The organism is uncultured Ruminococcus sp. (assembly GCA_902785355.1).
Taxonomy (GTDB): domain Bacteria; phylum Bacillota; class Clostridia; order Oscillospirales; family Acutalibacteraceae; genus Ruminococcoides.
Map to the genome: position 1 here is coordinate 59,696 of CACZYF010000003.1, position 20,408 is coordinate 80,103.

The window sequence follows — 20,408 nt, forward strand, 5'->3', positions numbered from 1 at the left end:
TCGCGTTCATCCCTCTGTTTTCATACGGTAATAGGTCAGTGATCCCGGCATCAATTCTGTACTCTTTACAGATTTATATAGATAGCAAAACAACAAAATCTCATAAGGGAGGAAACTTTATGAAACAAAACTTTGTACGAATAAAAACTCGTGCCAAGTCTGTCAGTCTGCGCACCTTAGCGCTGGTGATGGGACTTGTCATGCTGTTGTCCGCAGTCGGCGTAGGCTCCACCCTGTCGGCGTTCGCGTTAACGAACGATGGCTCGGGCAATCAGGCTGCCTCGCTGTCCGCTGCAGCTGACCTGGGCACAGGCATCGCCGATACGGCGACTCAGCTCAAGCCGACCCTGCCCGCCTATGCCAACGCTTCCCTCCGCGGCATGCAGGATGATTTAGTTTCTACTGGTGCGAAAGCCGATTTGGCGGCTACCGGTGAAACTGGTCATACTGTTTATATGTGTCCGCATAATTTAGGCTGGGATTCATATACCAGTTTTAAAATTTTTGTTCAAGATGATGATAAAGGTAAGGACTATTCTGCTTCCATGAGCAAATATTCAAAAACTATTAATGGTCATGATGTTTATTCATTAACTGTTTATGAAGACGATGGCGGTTGGAGACATTTTCAATTTTGGGCAATCAATAGTAATGATGGAAGTATTGCCGAAACTTATAAAGCTGATGATGGCTCTTTTTGGCTTTATGGTTCATATGTAGACGGCAAAATCTATAACGGCTATTATGATAGTGCTCATCACTGGGATACACCTGTATGGGATCGTGATGATGTTTATGTAACTGGTACGTTTAATAGTTGGAGCACCAATACAACTAAAATGACTGCTGTAGGTAAAAATGATTACACGGCTACAGTTTCCTTAACTTCTTCTGACACGTTTAAGTTTTACGTTAATGGTTATGATCAAAAATACTGGGGTCATGGTTCAGAAGGATATCGGATCAGCGAATCAGAATGGGGTTCTGATCTTAACAATGCTAACGGAGGAAAAAACATAAAAGCTCCATCAACTGACGGTGATTATATATTACATTTCGATCCATCAGCAAAAAAAGCATATGCGGTGTTGGTATCTCAACCCACAACCTCCTACTACCTAACCGGTTATTTGAACGGTGCATCTGTAAATACCACTGACAACAGCAGGAAGTTTACTGAGACATCAAGCGGCAGCGGCGTGTATACGCTTACATGGGCGCCGGAATCTGATCACGAGGGGTATCAGTATGCTACCATTTATACCGGCTCTACTGCTTATCACCCCGGCTCTCACCCCGGCGCGAACGGAGCTGCGGCGACTGATACTGACTCAGATCCCGGTGATGACGCAAAATGGAAGGTCGGCGCGGTAGCTGGTCAAACCGTCACCTTTACGTGGGATACAAGAGGCACAAACCCGACCCTGTCTTGGACAGTCTCCGGTGGTACCGTTTCGTCCGACTGGCTGTATTCCAAAGACGGCACAACGAAGTTTACCCCTCCGACAACATCTGAGGGCACCTTCCGCTTTGTTTGGTCGACAAATGATGACGGTCCCGGTAAATCCGGTACCACTGCGATCGCTACTAAGGTGGGTACAAACGCTTATTGGGCTGATATCACGTCTTATGTTAAATCAAACTCACAATTCTACTTTGCGTTAGCTAATAATGACAACAATGGTGGTATCCGCGGTAATAAGCAAGAACAAATTAACGGTGAAGCCATAGCGCCGGGTTCAACCGGTACAATCTCCGGTGGCGGATTTGTCGCTGAGATGAAAGAAAAAAGCACCGTTACCGGAACTGCTTATTTCCAATTGATCAGAAATGTTGATTTCACAAAGATTTCCGCTATTGGCGTACTCGCCGAGTATTCCGACTCAGGTAAGGTAAACTACAAATACTACTATAAGACCGTCAGCTCCGGCGACGATCAGATCACGACCGTTAATGTTTACGCCAAGGATGGCGCGGCTCCTATCAACTGGGACAATAAGGGCGCAGGCGGCGCCAGCGCTACTACCGGTACAGCGTATAACTATGCCGCTATCGCGACCACTACGATCACACAGATCGATGGCGCGACCCCGGAAAGCGGCGTTGTTTCCAGCGTAGCATGCGGCGACGAGAGCAGTAAATATCAGGTAGCGACGGTCGACGCGGGCAAGAGCATCACCGTCAAGACAACAATTGCGTCAGACTACCGAAGCAAGTATTACGTAGTTGGTTGGTGTATCAACGGCGTTACCTATAAGACCGACGGTACTCCCGGTGTGAACGAGGCTTCTGATACTTCAACAGAAAACGGTGAATGTACACTGACCTACACCCTCCCGGCTGAGCCCACGGTAGATTACCTCGAGATCACCCCGATCTACTATCTCAGAAATACTACCGGTACTATCACCTTCTACCTTGAGGGTTACAACACTGTTGTCGAAAAGTGGGGCAACACGCCGTATATCTATCCGTTCTACGGCAACCTGAACAACGTCTCTAACTCCTTTGGCGTATATCCCGGTCAGCCGATGGTTTACGCAGAGGGTAAGTATTCGACCCAGATCCCGTTGAAGGATATCCCGATCATAGGTGCTTCGACCAACACCCCGATCAAGGGTATCACCATCAACAACGGTTACGCGGATCATGTTCATCGCAATATGATCTATAAGTGGACGGATCACGATAATGATCAGGAGCATAAGCAGACCTATGACTATGACGACTTCTACAAGATCTATGAGGAATGCTTGACCAATGCCGCCGGAGAATCGGCAGGTCATCCCAACTCCATCATCTTCCGTATTATTGATGAAACCGACACCTACAACCGCAATACTTACGGCAGTTCTGTCTCCGGCGCGCGTGTGGTGGGAACTAAGAGCTCTCTCACAACAGAAGACCTCACAAATATCAATAGCGGCAACGGCTGGGAGGTTCTCAGAAACCGTTACAATCAGCCTATCGACCTGTTTGGTAACGTTCTTCAAACCGAGCCTTCTGATCCTTCTGCTGTAGGCGACAATGTCCGCATCGTATCAACCGGTTACAACGCGAATATCGCCGGCGACTACGGTACCGCTTGGATGGTATATAAGAAGAATGGCAGCTCCTACTCTCTGATCTCAGACGCCACCAACGGCAGATACGCCGCACCGCCCTCCATCTTCCTGCTCAGAGGTAACGCATCCGGTTATTCCACCACTATAACCTATCCGGAAGCTAACCACAGCGTCACGGGCGTCGGCACTTATACCGACAGCATCAAGAAGTATGAGGGTATTTATAAAGCTGCTTACGCTGATAGCTCGGTAAAAGGCAAGCCCGTCTATATCACCTACGAGAAGGACGCACAGGATACCCGTGATAACGCCGCCGGTACCGGCGCGTATCGTCTGGACGGCAGATGGTATTATACTCACTCTAATGATACAGTTAAATCGACTGTCGGTATCGAGTACTTTGATAAGGCTCAGAACAAATGGCTACCGGATACTGTATCGGAATCTACCGGTGACGGTGCATCCGGATCGATAAATAAGAATAACGTTAAATTCAACAGCAATTCTTACAAAGATGATACTCACGTAACGACTTCAAAGGAAGCTGTCATCAACACCAACACCACCTTGAACTTCACCGCAACCGCCGGTACGGGCTACCTCTTTGACGGCTGGTACATCAAGTACAGTGCAACCTCCTACGATAAGATCGAAGGCGCGGCAGAAGCTGCCAGCATCAAGGCGACCGCAAACTATGAGCTGATCGCGCGCTTTGTGCCGATCGTCACCGGCTCGCTGACCATCGATCATAAGCTGACTGGTTCCAGCACCGGTGAGGGAACCGTTGATATGCAGGTTCTTGTAAAGGATGGTACTACTACAAAAGCGACTTACAATGGCTCTCATATTTACATCGACGGAACCTATATCTCCAATACCTATGCTACTTACACCATCGATGTGACCTTAAAGACGACGCCTAAGTATGACGGTACTGTGACCGCCTTCGGCTATGACAAGTTCAATACCTCTAAGAGTATTGCCGCTACGACATCTCCTGAGTCCTTGCCCGGTAATGAGGGGGCTCTGACTACATCACACTTCACCTTTACTGTAGGTGATTTGTATGCGGGTACTACGCTCTCTACCTCTGAGCTTACGTATTATTCGACGATTGCTGAAACGCCTCATTACTACAACTTCACCTATAACTTCACTGACAGAAGCGGCGCATCTAAGAGCTACACCGCCAAGGGTGAGATCTTACTGAAGGAATATAAGCAGTATGTCGGCGACACTGGTCACGAACTTGCAGCATCGTATATCAAGGCGAAAGCTCCCTTCGAGAGTAACTTCCTGAAAAAGAATACGCTGAATGTCGGCAATGCTACTTATAGCGATCTTGATCATACATTTACCGCAACGTCTGATTTTGCCGAAACGGTTGATCTTCCGGTGTATACAGTAAGATTCAAGCTGCCCTATGATTATTATACCGTCAAATCCGGCGATCATAAGATATACACGGCAATCGAAAGTTCTTATAATGCCGACAAGGCTACCTTCGATCTGGCTGCCCGGTATGATCAGTTCGTTACTACTGACGCGAGTGTGACAACTCCCGGTACTTCAACAAACGTCAGCAAGTCGACTGAAACCAATCATAAAGACAACGACTTCATTACGGCGCCCGATCAGGTCGGCAACATGAACTTTGCATACTGGTCGATCAAGCGTCTCGCGGATACCGCTGATGAGCAGGCTACCGCTCCCGAGGTCGCCCGGATCTACTACCCCGACTTCCATTATCGTATTTACGGCGACTATTATGTTGAGGCTGTATTCTCTGATGAAGATACGAATAGCTGGCATAATACCTATTCCGATACCAACAACAGCGGTTGCTCCATCCTGTACGTCGGCGACAGCCGCAACCAGTGGAACGATGGTGCAGGCACCACCGATGATGATGCAACTAAAGCTGCGGATATGCTTTATAACGACTTTATCTTCAATTACAGAAATAACGGCGCTGAGCTGAAGAACAGCAGCAATGTCAAGATCGGTATGATCATCGAGCGTGTTGCAGATAGAAGTTCGTCTCCTGCAAAATGGGCTATGGGCTCTGCCGATGTATCTGATATGAGCTACTACGAGACCGTTAATTACGGTGAAAATGTATCATCTGTCAAGAACGCTATACTGACTGCTTTGAATGGTAAAGATTCAGCTGCAGCAATCAGCCGCGGCGGTTGTATCGGCTTTGACTGGAATACCTCTAAATTGAACAACAAGAACAATCTTGAGGAAAATTATCCGGTATACAGCGCGTACGGTCAGACTGTCGGCGATAACTCGATTGAGTTTAAGAATGACAGTGCAATCGACAATTATGTTTACAGAGCTTACGCGGTAATGAAGTATGACTCAAATAAGGACGGTACGCTTGATACATGGTGTATCAGTGATCCTGCTTACTTCTGTATGAGATATACTGCTAACCTCAAATACAGCGAATAACAGAAAGGGTTGATGAAAATGAAAAAAAACTATTCTTCACCTGAACTGGAATTGATCAATTTAGCTATCTCTAAGGATGTTTTGGCTGTCAGCGATCCCATGGAGACGACACCTGTGGGTGAAGGCGTTAACCCTGCCAATCCTGGATCCGATCCCTTCGGTGATCTTATTCCTTAAATTAACATTATTCAACTTCGCAGGCGGTATTCTTTACCGCCTGCGCCTATATAAGGACTCAGCAATATGAAAATATCGATTAAACTCTTAGTATCTCTGATATTAGTATTGTCTTTATTAACAGTGACGGCGACGACCTTTTTCGCGGAAACGATCTTCACATCCGGCGATTTCTCCTACACATTAATGAACGACAACTATATCTCGTTGTATGATTGGGAGGGCGGTTCCGACACTTTGACGATACCTAACTCTCTTGATTATTATTATGTCAGAGAAATCAGAAACAGATGCTTTATCAATCGTAATGATTTTACTTCACTGGACTTGGAAAAGGCAAATTACCTGAATCGTATCGGCTTGAATGCATTCAAGGGTTCTGCTCTTTCAGGTGAGTTGAGCGTTCCTGCGCAAATCAAAACCGTAGCGTCCGGCGCTTTTGAGAACTGTGATAGTATCGAGGTTTTGTATTATAACGCAATGGCGCCTGTGGTTTCGTCACAATGCTTCTATGACTGTGATTCACTCAGAGAAGTATATTTGACAGATGGCGTTACTACCATTGAAAATCACGCGTTTTCAAGCTGTGACAGCCTTACGATCTTCAGGATCCCCGATACGGTAACTTCGATATCATCTGTTGCGTTTGAGGATTGCCCCAATCTCGTCATCTACTGCTACACCGATTCTGCGGCGCATCAATTTGCTGAGAGTAACGGGATCGAATATGTGTTGATCGACGCTCCCGAGCCGACGGAGCCGGTAACGGAGCCGACCGAAGCGCCTACCGAGCCTGTGACCGAGACCCCCGAGCCGACCGAAGCTGTTACGGAACAGCCGACGGAGGCCGTGAGGCTCCTTCTCGGTGATGCTGACGGCGACGGGATGGTGGACGTTACCGACGCGACTGTCATCCAGCGCGTACTGAATTACATCGACGTTTCTTCCTATAATGAGAACGCCGCCGATGTAAACCGCAGCGGTGATGTTGAGATCATCGACGCGACCTACATCATGCGGTACTCCGCTCTGCTCACTGTCCCCTACCCCATCGGCGAATGGATCTGATCCCCTATAATATTTGTTTGCCATAAACTACTATTATGATTTCAAAACAAAAATGCCGCGTTTGCATTATGCAAGCGCGGCATTTTGAGCGGAACCGTGAAATATGTCTTAAACATTGCGAGGAGCGCAGCGAAACGGCTATCCTCTTAGGTTTTATCTTACCTTGGCAGAATTACTACGTGTAATACTAATCCTTGATAAAAAGATTTAATCAGATATTAGTGATATATTTCGGATAGCGCGACGGGAGACGCAGACAGGCTGGCGCCTGTCACTTCCGGCGCGTTGTGGGGAGAGGAGGAGTCGCGGCACGAGGTCAAGGCATACCTACCGGAGTAGCCTTCAGATGAGGAGTTGTCCAAATCTGTGATTTGGTTTACAACTCCCATGCAACAGCGCTCCAAGAGCGTAGCGATTGGCTAAGCGCCACTGTGTACAGCGAACGACGACAACAACAGAGCTATACGAAATATAGCGCAATACATGATAAAGGTTTTTATTAAGGATTAGTATAAACCCTCGCGATGTCTGCGTTTATGCACAGTTCTATTATGTATAATCTATCAGATAATATTGTATTACCCACCCTTCAACTCATTACCACAGCATCAATCATCGTTTGCTCTATGCAAAACAACCATGATGCTTTACAGGACGAGGGTTAGTTATATACTGACCTCGTTATCAACATCGAGGACGGCTCTGCCGTATCTCGGCTTTTTTTATGCCTGAATCCAGCAAAAATATTCAATATTTTACATGAATATGAAAAAATTTTCTTGACTTCCTCCGTATTATGATTTATTTATATAGAATGTATCCTAAATATTTTCGCAAAAACGGCATTAATTCTACAACATCAGCGAAAACGAGAGGACGTAGCATGTCTTACAATACCACTAAATCTGCAAAACTCAACAAAATCACCGCTCTATACTGTCGATTATCCCGAGACGACGATCTGGAGGGTGACAGCAACAGCATCCGTAACCAAAAAGAAATCCTGAAAAAATATGCCGAAGATAACGGTTTTTTGAACACACAGTTCTTTGTCGACGACGGATATTCGGGAACAAACTTTGATAGGCCTGAATGGAAGCGTCTGATGAAACTCGCCGAGTCAAATCAGATCGGCACTGTTATCGTAAAGGATATGTCTCGGCTCGGCAGAGATTATCTAAGAGTCGGCTATTATACCGAGGAGCTGTTTCCGCGGCTTGATATCCGCTTCATTGCGATCAACAACGGCGTCGACAGCGCCAGTCAGCTTGACAGCGATTTCACGCCGTTTCTGAACATTATCAACGAATGGTACGCCAAGGATACCAGCAAGAAGATCCGCGCCGTCTTTAAAGCGAAAGGACAATCCGGCAAACCGCTGAGTGTCAATCCCCCATACGGTTACATCAAATCACCGAACGACAAATACAGATGGATCATCGACAAAGAAGCTGCCGAGACGGTACGAGCAGCATATCAGCTGTGTGTCGCAGGATACGGACCGACGCAGATTGCCAACGAATTCACCCGCCGAAAAATCAAAAATCCCACCGCTCACGCAAAAGCGATGGGAATCGGTAAACCGGACAAACGCATATACTCTGACGACTACGCCTGGAACAGCGGAACGATCGCGCGGATGCTGACGCGGCAGGAGTATCTGGGTAGTGTAGTGAATTTTAAAACACATAGAAAATCATATAAAATCAAAAAACAAATATGGAACGATCCTTCCGAATGGGTAGTGTTTGAGAACATTCACGAACCGATTATTGATCGGGAATTATTTGACGAGGTTCAACGTATTCGCAGTGAAAAGCACAGGGTACGTGAACTCGGCGATAGACCGATGCTGTCGGGGCTGCTTTTCTGTGCTGACTGCGGCAAAAGGATGTACCAGATCAGAAGCAAGAGTCGTTCACACGATCAGGAATACTTTGAATGCTCAACCTATCGCAAAGGCAGAGGCTGTTCATCACATCATATCAAAAACACCGAAGCTATAGCTGCTCTGCTCGATCAGATACAGGCTGTCTCTCGTTTCGTTAAAGCAGATGAAAACAGCTTTATCAACCGGGTTGCCGCGCAGTCAAAATCATCCGCCGAAAAGGATCTGAAACAAAACAAGCGCAGCTTATCTCTAATCGAAGAACGAATCCTCAGCCTCGACCAAATCATCCGTCAGTTATACGAGGACAATCTCAAAGGAAAGATCACCGATCAACGTTTTCAGAAGCTGTCGCAAGACTATGAGAACGAGCAAAAGGAGCTGGAGCAGAAGGTAACCTGCCTCAAGAAGTCAATATCAGCCGCAAGAAACACGGCGAATAATACTGCCGAATTCATCAAGGCGGTTCGGAACCATCATGAAGTCAACGAGCTTAATGCCGAACTGCTCCATGAATTGATTGAAAGAATCGAGATCAGCGATAAAAAAAGTTCGTCGAAAGATATCGCAAACAGAATCAGGATCATTTGGAAGTATATCGGTGAATTTGTTTGCCCGGCATGTTTGACGCAAAGCAGCAAGGGTAACGGCTGATGATAGCATTCATTTCTCCTTCCGGAGCATTCATACTGATACTAAGTATCATTAAAACACTTTAACAAGATATAGCGGATATTTACGCAATAGATGTTAAAGGGCTTAATTAGTAGTATCATTTCTACATACGCAAAAGGGTGCTGTCGCAACGCTTAATGCGACAGCACCCTTTTCTTCTTGTTTGTATTAACGTCTCAGACCGAGCTTACTCTTCTCATCATACAGATACTTATCTGCCAGCGTCAAACCGTCAAAGAACTCCGCGATATCCATCGGATGGAGCCTGACGCAGCCAAAGCTGCATCCCAAGCGCATCTGTATTCCCGCTAACTGAGCCGATGAAAAACGATCATTGATCTGATCGAACTTTTGCAGAAAGCCGTCAAGATCGTCAGTCTCTTCGATGATCAAAAACTCATCGCCGCCGTAACGGTATATGCACTCGGAAGGAAAAACCTCGAGCAGAATATCGGAAAAGAGCTTAAGAACGTCGTCGTCGGCACGGTGACCGCAGGTATCGTTGATCGCTTTGAAGCTGTTGATATCCCCCATCGCGATACAGATATCCCGGTCAACATAATCGGGAATCCGTTGATTCAGCGCGTAGCGATTCTGTAATCGGGTATTGCTGTCATGGTTTGCAATGATCTCAAGAGATTCATTCAACATCCCCGCCTTATTCTTTTCGGAAATATAATTGACCGTCAGGCGATAGTTCAGCATCGAACCCGCTGCAGAAAGCACCGCAAGCATCAGATAATTATAGAGATTGATTCCGCCCTGATAGTACCCGCAGCTGAGTATCAGGTAGTTCACAATATAAGAACAAAGGATCAGCGGAGTTAGAAAGGCGGGCTTCAGCTTAACGAACAATACAGCCGTCAATTCAACGGTATAAAAGGTAAGAAGCTGTTGATGGTTTACATAGTTATAAATCGAAACATAGATACTCCAGATCATCAACAGAATGATAAATACGCCGATGAATACACGGGTGCCGGTAGGGTGTTTACCCACGGTCCGAGAATCCTTCAGCAACGCACCGGAAACAAAGAATCCAAAAATACACAGGACAACGCTCAGACCCACTCGAATTATGACGGATGTTACCTCGCTGCTGTCGAGGCTGCCTGAATTGATGATGAAAAACATCACAAGCGAAAGGATCTGGACGATACCCACCACAAGCGAGACATAGTGGATATTCTTCGTGTTCAACGTATCTATTTCTAATCTCGTTTTCTTATCTGCATCCGGAAAAAACCATGGTTTGATCCATTCTAAAACCTTCCTCATTGGATCACCTTTTAATTAACAAAATAATATGATTATCACGTTTCAATAAACGTGGTCTTTTCTTTGCGGCGAATACACCTCTACATATGGCATTTTAACGGTATTTCGCAAAAAAATCAATGGTCAGAATCACCAAATATTGACCTGTATATTAAACCGAAGGCTCCATATTGAGTTTTGCGACGCGCCTCACCTCATCCTCAGCATCCAAAAAAGCTTGCACGACATACGGATCAAAGTGGTTTCCGGCTTCCTCGCGAATGATATCAAGCGCTTTTTCGATTGTGAACGGTTCCTTATAACTACGGCGGGAAACCAACGCATCAAACACATCCGCAACCGCCATCACACGCGCCGAAAGCGGGATATCCTCGCCGCTGAGACCGATGGGATAACCCTTACCGTTCCATTTCTCATGATGATACATCGCAAGATTCTTTGCTTCGCGCAAATATCCGGAATCTTCATCAACGACAGCTATCGCCTTGTCGATGATCTTGCCGCCCTCTGTGGTATGACTCTGCATGATACGGAACTCCTCATCAGTAAGCCTGCCGGGCTTGTTGAGGATCACATCGGATACGGTGATCTTGCCCACATCATGGAGCGGAGCGGAATTGACGACCTCGCTGATAAACTGCTCCGACAGTTGATCGGCGTAGACGCCTTCCTTCTGCATCTGACGGAGGATGATCTCAGTATAAGCGGCAGTCTTGAAAACATGATCGCCGGTGCATTGGTCGCGGCTCTCAACCATATCAGCGAGCACCATAATCAGACCGTTCTGCAGCTTTGTGAGCTGTTCGCTCTTGTGTTGGATCTCCTCGATATACCGAACGGTGTTATGAGCCGCTTTCTTATATTCCTCATAGAGGGTCTCGATCTCGTCGCCGGTACGAATATTCAGCATATCGAGCATATGAATCCACTTTTCCCTTGCATCGGGTGTGTCATAGCTCGAATGACGAGATACATGCGCGATCGAGTTGATCGGCTTGATGATATGCTTCTCCGCAATCCAGACTGCGTAGGTTCGAATCAAAAGCAAAAATCCGAGGAACAGCGAGATGATCCTCGCCAAAAACGCAAACTCTTCTGATCGCAGACGATTCATCTCCAAATCGACTCCGACATAACACTGCACCTTTCCGACACTGTCGGCAACAGGCTTATATACCGACAAAAGCCATCCGTACTCGTCATCCGTGATATCGACAGGGATTTCTTTACCGGCAAAGAAAAGATCACGATATTTCTCGATCGAAGAGTCGTAATCGATCACCGCTCCGGGCTCGTCAGCCTTAACGTCTGCGGTGTCGATATCAAAAACGACATGAGTGCCATCCTCGGCTATTCGATAGATATAAGCAAATTTGATATCGGGAGAAAGATTGATAACCGTACTGAGAAGCTCCTCGGTATCGGCGTAACCATCTGCCGCTCGGCCTTTCTCCAAATATTCATCTATCCGGTCGGCGTCCAACTGCTCGGCGATCATTTCGGCGGCGTAACGCCCGTTCTCCTCATACTCCTTAACGGTGGAATTATGATACTGCAGAATACTGATGCCGATCGCCGCCGACGCGACCAGCGTCAGTGACAGCGCTACCACCAGCGTAGTCTTTATGCGTAGAGAAATCCGTTTTCTGTTATGTCGATTCGGTTCCTCAAAGATAGTGATATAGTACCAGTTGCGGGTATGAATGTAATCCAGCAGCTTGAGAGGAAGCAGCTTATATAAAACCACCGCGATCACAGTTACAAGCGTCTTATCGACGAGATCAATCAGAAAAGAGGCAAGCAGATTAGAGAGAAAATATCCCATAGGAACCATGCGATTGATTCTCTCCGCCATTTCGACAGCATATCCCTCGCCGAAGCTCAACCCGTTGATAAGCCACGTCAGCAGACCTCCCGCGATGCCTCCCCAAAACGCAAAGCTCAGGACAGCGGTCAAAATCGCGTGGATTTTGATCCGGCGCATTTTTTCGGCAAAAGCTACCGCCGATACTGCGATCAGAACGCTGATAACGCAGTAATACATACTGTATGAATCCGAAAGGCTGTTGATGATATTCGAGAAAAATCCGACCGTAATACACGGGATATAACCGCCCAGCATGGCGGAAAGGATCGTACCGATATCATCGATATACAACGGCAGACCCAGCATTTGGTTCAACCTTGTACCGAGGATATTCAACAGCACCCCGAAAAAGATAACGCCCAGCAATGAAGCGCCGGATTTCCATGCAGATTTCGATTTCATATTAGAAGACATAATGATCCTCCGTTTATTCATCGTTCAGGCTCTGACATTCCTTCTCAACTAATTCACTGAAACGATCCGCCGGCAAAGGCGGTGAAAAATAGTAGCCCTGTACAACCTGACAGCCCATATCACGCAGCACCTTGAGCTGCTCTTCCTCCTCGACTCCCTCCGCGACGACGGGAACCCCGAGGAATCCGGCGATATCCATCACCAGCTCCACAAGCTTCAGATTTCTCTCATCATTCAGCATACGGCGTATAAACTGCATGTCGAGCTTGAGTACATCGATCGGTATCTCAGTCAGCATATTCAGCGAGGAATATCCCGAGCCGAAGTCATCCATCTCGATTTTGAAGCCGCGATTCCGGAGGGCGTTAACGATTTCAATCAGGCGGTCTCCGTTATCCGAATAAGCCGATTCGGTGATCTCCAACAGCAGATCATCGGGACTCAGCGAAAACTCATCCAGGATATTCAATAGCTTAGTTTCAAGCTCGGGATCAGCGATATCGACGCGGGAAACGTTCACCGAGACGCGGATGTTCACACCATACATGTCTCGCCAACGCCTGATCTGTGACGCCGCTTCACGCCAGACAAAGTGATCCACCCTGCGAATCAGGCCGTTCTGTTCAAAAAGCGGGATAAACTCACCCGGGCTGATGAAGCCGAGCTCGGGATGGATCCAGCGGATCAGCGCTTCGGCGCTGCCGAGGACAGGGCGTTCCCCTTGTATATGGTATTTCGGTTGATAATATACAACAAACTGACGGTTTTCGATCGCGTCCTGTACGTCACCGATCAACCGCTCATGAAAGACCGTCTGCTCATAAAGCTCATGATTGTAGCGCGCTGTCAGAACGCCGAACTTTCCGCGGATTCGGTCGCACGCCGCCTTAGCACGGCTGAACCAGCTCTCGGGATCCGGGTCATCGCCGAGCGCAAATATACCGATCCTCAACCGAAGCTGACGCGCCTGGGTGGAGCGGCTCAGCTCCTCCTGTAAGCGTTCTGCAAGAGGCTCGTAATCCTCCCTGTGCTCGCTGAAAATAAAGAAGGTGTCGCTTTCGCTCCGACAGGCGATACCTCTGGATCGGGACAGCTCCTCCGTAATCAGCTCACCCGCACGCCTCAGAACTCGATCCCCCTCTTCTCTTCCGAACAGTTCGTTGATAAGGTGGAAGCGATCAATATTCAGCACTAAAGCGTCGGCGGGCACATCAAGCCTTGTAAGCAGACGATCAAGATAGGCAAAAAAGTATTCTCTCGTATATAATCCCGATACCTTATCCCGTTCGGTCGAACGGATAATGCTCTTGTCCTCACTCAGTTCGATGATCCTCTCGCATCGGGCGAGGATGATCTCGGGCATATCATATGGCTTAGTGATAAAATCCGCCGCGCCCATTCGGATACTGCGTACCTCGGCGGATTTTTCAGCCGTCATGACAATGATCGGAATGCGTCGAAGTTGTTCATTCGCCTGACAGCGTTCGATAACCTCAAAGCCGTCCATCACAGGCATCATCAAATCGAGCAAGATCAGCGAATAATCTGCTCCGGGTGCGGTGAGCGCTGCCATCGCCTCTTCACCGTTCGAAGCAAAATCCGCGTCAAAGCTCTCTGAAAGCATCGCGCCGAGCAGCTCCAGGTTGATTATCTCGTCATCTACTATCAGTACGCGGCGCTTCACACCGCCTGCCGTCATAAACTGTTTCATTCTATTCTCCCATATTCTTAATACATTCCGTCAGTGTAGCGATCAGCTCGTCGGGATTGAACGGCTTTGAAATGTGCGCGTTCATTCCGGCCTCCTGAGCCTCGCGGCGGTCGTCCTCAAAGGTATTAGCCGTAAGGGCGATGATGGGAACGCGGGAACGCTCTCCGCCCATCGCGCGGATCGCACGGGTCGCGTCAAAGCCGTTCATCACCGGCATCTGAACATCCATCAAAACTGCGTTATAATAGCCTGCGTCCGCTTTTTCTATCATATCGACTGCGATCCTACCGTTTTCGGCAGCCTCTACCATGAAGCCCTCCTGCGTCAGGATCATTGTCGCGATCTCACTGTTGATCGGATTATCTTCTGTAAGAAGAATTCGGAAATTGCTGAAATCGATCTTTTCATCAGCCGAGGAATCAACAGGTGCATGAACCTCTTCCTTACTTGAAATCGGGAACGTCAGACTGATAGTAAAGGTCGTACCCTGATCTTGAGCGGTCTCAACCAAAATTCTGCCGCCCATCAGCTCTACCAGGTTTTTGGTGATCGCCATGCCCAGACCCGTGCCCTGGATCGAGCTGACCGTTCGGCTTCGTTCACGCTCAAATGCGTCGAAAATATGCTCCGCAAACTCCGGACTCATACCGATACCGTTATCGCTGACGCTCAGCTCATAAGTCGCGTTCTCGGAGCTCGCCGTTTTTTCGGTCAGTTTAACGCTGACTTTACCGTTTGCGGGCGTAAATTTATATGCATTCGAGATCAGGTTGAGCAGAATACGGTTCAAACGGTTCTTGTCACAGACAACATAACGATGCGTTATATTACTGTGATCGACGGTATATGTCAGTGGCTTGGATTCCATCTGTATATCAAAGATATGACAGGTTTCTTCGAGCACCTCCACCAAGTCGCCGGGTGTAGGATCCAGCTCCATTTTTCCGCTTTCGATACGACTCATATCGAGGATATCGTTGATTAAAGAAAGCAGCTGTTTACCCGAGGTGTCGATCTTGTCGAGGTAATCGCGGATCGTCTCGGGAATATCGTTCTCCTTCAGGGCAAGCGCCGTATAGCCGGTGATGGCGTTCATGGGCGTTCTGATATCATGGCTCATATTGGAGAGGAAGGTACTCTTTGCGCGGCTGTTTTCCTCAGCAAGAATACGTTCGGCTTCAATCTGCTGTTCCCTTTTATTGATGATTGAAAATATACTCAGGATCAGCGCGAGAGAGCCCAGCAGCAAAGCGGCGAATACATAGATATTACGTCTGACGGAAAATGCAAATTCGCTAAACATATTCGCTATATAACGATTTGTCTCCCTAACGCTGTCGTTTTCAGCGTCAAGTCCCGCTCTCTCTGCAAGCTCGATGTGCGTGGCGCGGGTGGCAGCCGTAGCTTCACCTGCCTCGTCCAGCGTGATACGGTTCACCCATGAAACAGCTACCAACAAGATCAGACAGAACAGAATGATCCATACCACCGTACTCTTACCGATACGACGCGATTGATCCCGCTTCATCAGGATGCGGAATACGATCATTCCGATAACGCTCCACAAAATCAGGATCATGTAGGATTCTGCGGCAAGCGCGCTCTTTGAACGAATAGTCGGCAGAAGATAGAAAACAGCAAAGATAACAGCGATCACGGCGCCGATCAAGCCGTAAACGAAGGTCGGACGTTTCTTCTCTCGATACCCCAGTAAACAGGCACAGATCGAAACATAAGCATAGACAACGGTTGCGCCGATGGTAGTAACATCAACGATCCATCCGATAGCGGTTCTGCCTAAAAGCGGTATCACAACGGATATCGCCGCTACACAGCCGATCGCTCGGGCGGGTATCCCGCGAGAATTGAGCGAACCGATCCACCCCGGAAGCATCTTATCCGATGATAAGCGATAAATCAGGCGGCTCAGGGCGATCATGTTACCGATCAATCCTGTAATTATTCCGCAAAAAGCGGCAACGCCCAGAATCACCGGGCCGATATTCCCCATCGCCTCCTGTGCGGCGTGGAAGGTCGGCAATCCTCGGATACCTTCAAAATGCGACAGAGAACCGATATACTCGGTCCAACTGCGAAAGCCGTCCGGTATCAGCATAGACGCGCAGAGCGTCAGCATCGCATATGCCAAAGCTCCCGCGACAAGCGCGATAGCAAGGATCGCAAGCACTTTTTTCTGTTTGAATTTAAACTCACCCGACGAGTGAGAAACCGACTCGAAGCCGATAAACGCCCACGGCGCCAGAATAACAATCGTCATGATCTGCGACGCCGGATCGCCGCCCGCAGTAAACGCGGGAACAATGTTTTCGAGACCGCCTCTATGTACCGTTACGGCAATAAAGCAAGTTGTGATACCGCCGAACAGGAGCACCGCTCCGATGATCTGTACAACAACCGCGAGTCGCTTACCGAGGACGCATACCAGACTTGTCACGGCAAGGATCGCCACGGAAAGCAGCACCTCGCCCATGTAGACAGTGTAGCCTGCGATCTTATAGGAAAAGCCAAAGCAGAAAATGTCTCCGAACAAATAGCGGACAATCAGCGAGAGCGCCGTACTGTTAGCCCAAATGATCGCCGTATAGGTCAACATCAGCATCCACGCGCACAAAAATCCGTGATCGCTGCCGAGTACCTTGGCGGCATAAGTATAGGATCCGCCCGCATCGGGATATCTGACCATCAGGAAACGGTAGCTAAATCCGATAATCAGCATAACCACAGCGCCGATCAAAAGCCCGATTACCGAGCCCCACGGTCCCGCTATCGGCAGAAAGGTCGTGCCGGGCATGACAAAGGCGCCCCACCCGACAGCGCTGCCGAAAGCAAGCGCCCATACCGCAAGCGGGGAAAGATATGGCGACAGCGAAGTGCTGTTCTGCTGATGCTCTATACGAATCATAGTTTACTCCATATAACGGTAATTTTGAGGATGAATCATCCCAAATAGTTTTATCTAAGTCAATTATTAGCAGCTATCAGCTCTTCGAGCGTGTTGAACAGCTGATCCGGCTCGACGGGCTTAGACAGATGTGCGTTCATACCTGCCTGGAGCGAACGCTGAACGTCCTCGTCAAAGGCGTTCGCCGTCAACGCGATGATCGGAACAGGCCTTGCGTCCTCACGCGGGAGCGCACGGATCGCCTCAGCGGTCTCAAGACCGTCCATGACCGGCATACGTACATCCATCAACACTGCGTCATAGGTACCCGGCGCGCTGTCACGGAACAGCGCGAGCGCCTTTTCGCCGTTCTCGGCGTGATCGGTCTCCATCCCCTTGATAGACAAAAGCTGCTTGATGATCTCGGCGTTAATCGGCATATCTTCCGCAAGCAGGATCCTTCTTCCTTCAAGCGAGATATGATGACGGGATTCCTTTACAGGCATCTGCATCACGCGCTCGATCTCACGACGTATCACAGTGGGGAAATCTGATTTAGAGATAAAGCTGTCTACACCTGCAGCGACTGCCTCCTGCATAATATCCTCGGTGTCATAAGCGGTCAAGGCGATAATGCGCGTTTCGTTCCGGTAACGACGGCGGATCTCGCGGGTGACGTCCACGCCGCCTCTTTCGGGCATCTTCCAATCCACCAGAACCAGATTATAGGGATCCTGTTTGGCGTGTCGGATCTCAATTGCGAGAAGCGCTTCAGTTCCCGAAGAGGAAGTATCCACCGCTACGCCGATATCCTCGAGTACGATACCCGCATGCTCCAGAGCGACCTCGTCGTCGTCCACCACCAGCGCCTTTACCTCGGAGAAGTCAAAGCCCATGACATCCCGATGATTATTATCACAGTTTTTCAGCGTAATCGATACAACGAAGGTAGAGCCTTCACCTTTCTTCGACTTTACATCGATCGTACCGTTCATCATCTCAACGATTCTCTTGGTGATCGCCATTCCCAGACCCGTACTACCGTATTTATTTCTGCGGCTGGCGTCCTCCTGCGTGAAGGCGTCAAATATACGCGGTAGAAATTCTTCATCCATGCCGATACCTGTATCCTTGATGATGAATCGAAGCGTCGTCTGGCGTTCGTAGCTCGCGATCTTCTCTACGGTGAAGGTCACCGAGCCGGGAGCCTCGGTAAACTTGATCGCATTGCTCAGGATGTTGATGATGATCTGCTTGAGCTTAGTATCATCTCCGAAATACCATTCGTTGATCTCTCCGATGATATGACATTCATAGTCGAGTCCCTTGTCATTACACTGGGACTGGATCATGATATTGATCTGTTCAAGCATATCAGCCATGCTGAACTCTTCCTTGTGAAGGGTCATACGGCCGGACTCGATACGGCTCATATCGAGGATATCGTTGATCAGATTCAAAAGATGTCCGGCGCTCTCTCCGATTTTCTGCAGATAGCTCCTTGTCCGATCGCTCAGAGAGGTATCTTTTAGCGCGATGCTGTTCAGTCCGATGATCGCGTTCATGGGAGTACGGATCTCATGGCTCATGCTGGAGAGAAAGGAGGTTTTGGCGACGTTGGCATGCTCCGCCTCCTTCAAGGCGAGCGCCAACATCTCATTTTGTTCGCGTTCCTGTTTCAACACGTCTGTCACATCGGATTTTAAAAGTAGGAAGAAGCGCATATCCCTATCAACGACATAGTAGGTGAAACGCTTGTAGTACGTTACACCGTCGATCTCACAGGTCACATTAATCGTGTAGGACTCATTGTCCTCCAGCTGCTCGGCGATAGTCTCGGGAGCAAGCGCGTGTTCAAGCTCGGCAATGTCATGCGTAACGGCGGAAGCGGCGGGAAGCACCTGGTCGTGAATATAGTCGGTATATATACCGCTGTGGTATTTCGGAAAAATACTTCCCTTCCCTATCTTTGAAGCGTCGCCGATAACGACGCTGTAATTATTGTCAACGATATAGGTGACCATATCATACTGCTGAACGAGTACCTTTTCGTTCAGCACCTCGGAAACCTTCTCGTCATTATATTCTGTCTCGGTACCGAAGAGGATCAGTTCTCCGCTTGTCGGGGCATGGGCAACCGATCGGGTAAACCGCACAAAGCAGTGTCTGCCGGACTGACGGCGACAGTAAGCAACAAAGGTTGCGGGCGGAGCGCCCTTATAGAAGCGATCCATCAACCGTTCAATACGAAAACATTCGTCGAAACGCTCTCTGTCTCTCTCTACCAGCAGGCTTTCGCGGCGAATTTTTCCGGCAGCCTCCACGCTCTCCCCTGCCCTGTCGGTATCGTAAAGGTCATTTCCGTCGGCTTCTTCTATCAATCCTGTCGACAAATTGCAGCGCATGACCGTCAGACTTGAATCGGCGGCTGTGTGGAGTTGTTCGACCATAGAGGTGTAGACCCCCGCCCTGCGATAGCTCTCCTCACGAGCCAGGTACTGCTCGGTTATATCGCTGATAAACACATAAAAAACATCGCCGTAGCCCGGAAACTGCGCAAAATGACCGTAGTCGTCTACCCAGCGGATACTGCCGTCTCTGCGGATGATACGATACTCAACATGGTCCCTGTTCAGTGAATCTACGCTCTGCGTCTGTTCTACGATAGACTGGTTGACATTATCATAATCCAGCGGATGCACCATACCTCTGAAGGTATAGCCCGTAAGCGCTCGAAACTGGTCGTCCGTCTCACAGCCGTACATATGATGTACAGCGCTGTTGACATACAACAGCTCCATCCCTTCATCTGCGCGATAGATAAAAAAACCGCCGGGGATCTGCTCGCCAAACCACTCTATGGCAGAGGTCATATAACCACTCTGAAAAAGCTCGTTCATTCT

Annotated in this window: 9 protein-coding genes; 4 read left to right on the forward strand and 5 right to left on the reverse strand. The window is 48.5% G+C overall.

Annotated features, from left to right (window positions below; translation table 11 throughout):
- Positions 1 to 119 precede the first annotated feature (119 nt).
- The 4 genes from R2I50_RS01370 to R2I50_RS01385 all read left to right on the forward strand — a co-directional run bounded on the left by R2I50_RS01370 (position 120) and on the right by R2I50_RS01385 (position 9,312).
- Entirely contained in the window at positions 120 to 5,525 is a 5,406-nt protein-coding gene (locus R2I50_RS01370; RefSeq protein WP_316607283.1) for a glycogen-binding domain-containing protein, read from the forward strand.
- Between the two features lie 18 nt (positions 5,526 to 5,543).
- On the forward strand, positions 5,544 to 5,702 hold the full coding sequence (locus R2I50_RS01375; RefSeq protein WP_316607284.1) for a hypothetical protein: 159 nt from the start codon (positions 5,544 to 5,546) through the stop codon (positions 5,700 to 5,702).
- A 108-nt stretch (positions 5,703 to 5,810) separates the two neighbouring features.
- Entirely contained in the window at positions 5,811 to 6,770 is a 960-nt protein-coding gene (locus tag R2I50_RS01380; RefSeq protein ID WP_316607285.1) for a leucine-rich repeat protein, read from the forward strand.
- A gap of 883 nt (positions 6,771 to 7,653) precedes the next feature.
- A complete protein-coding gene (locus R2I50_RS01385; protein ID WP_316607286.1) occupies positions 7,654 to 9,312 on the forward strand; it encodes a recombinase family protein in 1,659 nt (552 codons plus the stop codon).
- A 189-nt stretch (positions 9,313 to 9,501) separates the two neighbouring features.
- On the opposite strand, the gene R2I50_RS01390 is transcribed toward R2I50_RS01385, so the two are convergent.
- The 5 genes from R2I50_RS01390 to R2I50_RS01410 form a co-directional block, all read right to left on the reverse strand.
- A complete protein-coding gene (locus R2I50_RS01390; RefSeq protein ID WP_316607287.1) occupies positions 9,502 to 10,533 on the reverse strand; it encodes a diguanylate cyclase in 1,032 nt (343 codons plus the stop codon).
- A 229-nt stretch (positions 10,534 to 10,762) separates the two neighbouring features.
- Entirely contained in the window at positions 10,763 to 12,892 is a 2,130-nt protein-coding gene (locus R2I50_RS01395; protein ID WP_316607288.1) for an HD domain-containing phosphohydrolase, read from the reverse strand.
- A gap of 13 nt (positions 12,893 to 12,905) precedes the next feature.
- On the reverse strand, positions 12,906 to 14,603 hold the full coding sequence (locus R2I50_RS01400) for an EAL domain-containing protein (protein ID WP_316607289.1): 1,698 nt from the start codon (positions 14,601 to 14,603) through the stop codon (positions 12,906 to 12,908).
- Between the two features lies 1 nt (position 14,604).
- Complete coding sequence (locus tag R2I50_RS01405; RefSeq protein ID WP_316607290.1) at positions 14,605 to 17,526, reverse strand: amino acid permease; 2,922 nt, start codon at positions 17,524 to 17,526, stop codon at positions 14,605 to 14,607.
- 59 nt (positions 17,527 to 17,585) lie between these two features.
- A complete protein-coding gene (locus tag R2I50_RS01410) occupies positions 17,586 to 20,405 on the reverse strand; it encodes a response regulator (RefSeq protein WP_316607291.1) in 2,820 nt (939 codons plus the stop codon).
- Positions 20,406 to 20,408: the final 3 nt, after the last annotated feature.

Bases quoted from the DNA above. Each gene is read 5' to 3' on its own strand.
- R2I50_RS01370 (WP_316607283.1), top strand. From the start codon at position 120: ATGAAACAAAACTTTGTACGAATAAAAACTCGTGCCAAGTCTGTCAGT.
- R2I50_RS01395 (WP_316607288.1), bottom strand. From the start codon at position 12,892: ATGTCTTCTAATATGAAATCGAAATCTGCATGGAAATCCGGCGCTTCA.
- R2I50_RS01400 (WP_316607289.1), bottom strand. From the start codon at position 14,603: ATGAAACAGTTTATGACGGCAGGCGGTGTGAAGCGCCGCGTACTGATA.
- R2I50_RS01405 (WP_316607290.1), bottom strand. From the start codon at position 17,526: ATGATTCGTATAGAGCATCAGCAGAACAGCACTTCGCTGTCGCCATAT.
- R2I50_RS01410 (WP_316607291.1), bottom strand. From the start codon at position 20,405: ATGAACGAGCTTTTTCAGAGTGGTTATATGACCTCTGCCATAGAGTGG.
- R2I50_RS01375 (WP_316607284.1), top strand. From the start codon at position 5,544: ATGAAAAAAAACTATTCTTCACCTGAACTGGAATTGATCAATTTAGCT.
- R2I50_RS01385 (WP_316607286.1), top strand. From the start codon at position 7,654: ATGTCTTACAATACCACTAAATCTGCAAAACTCAACAAAATCACCGCT.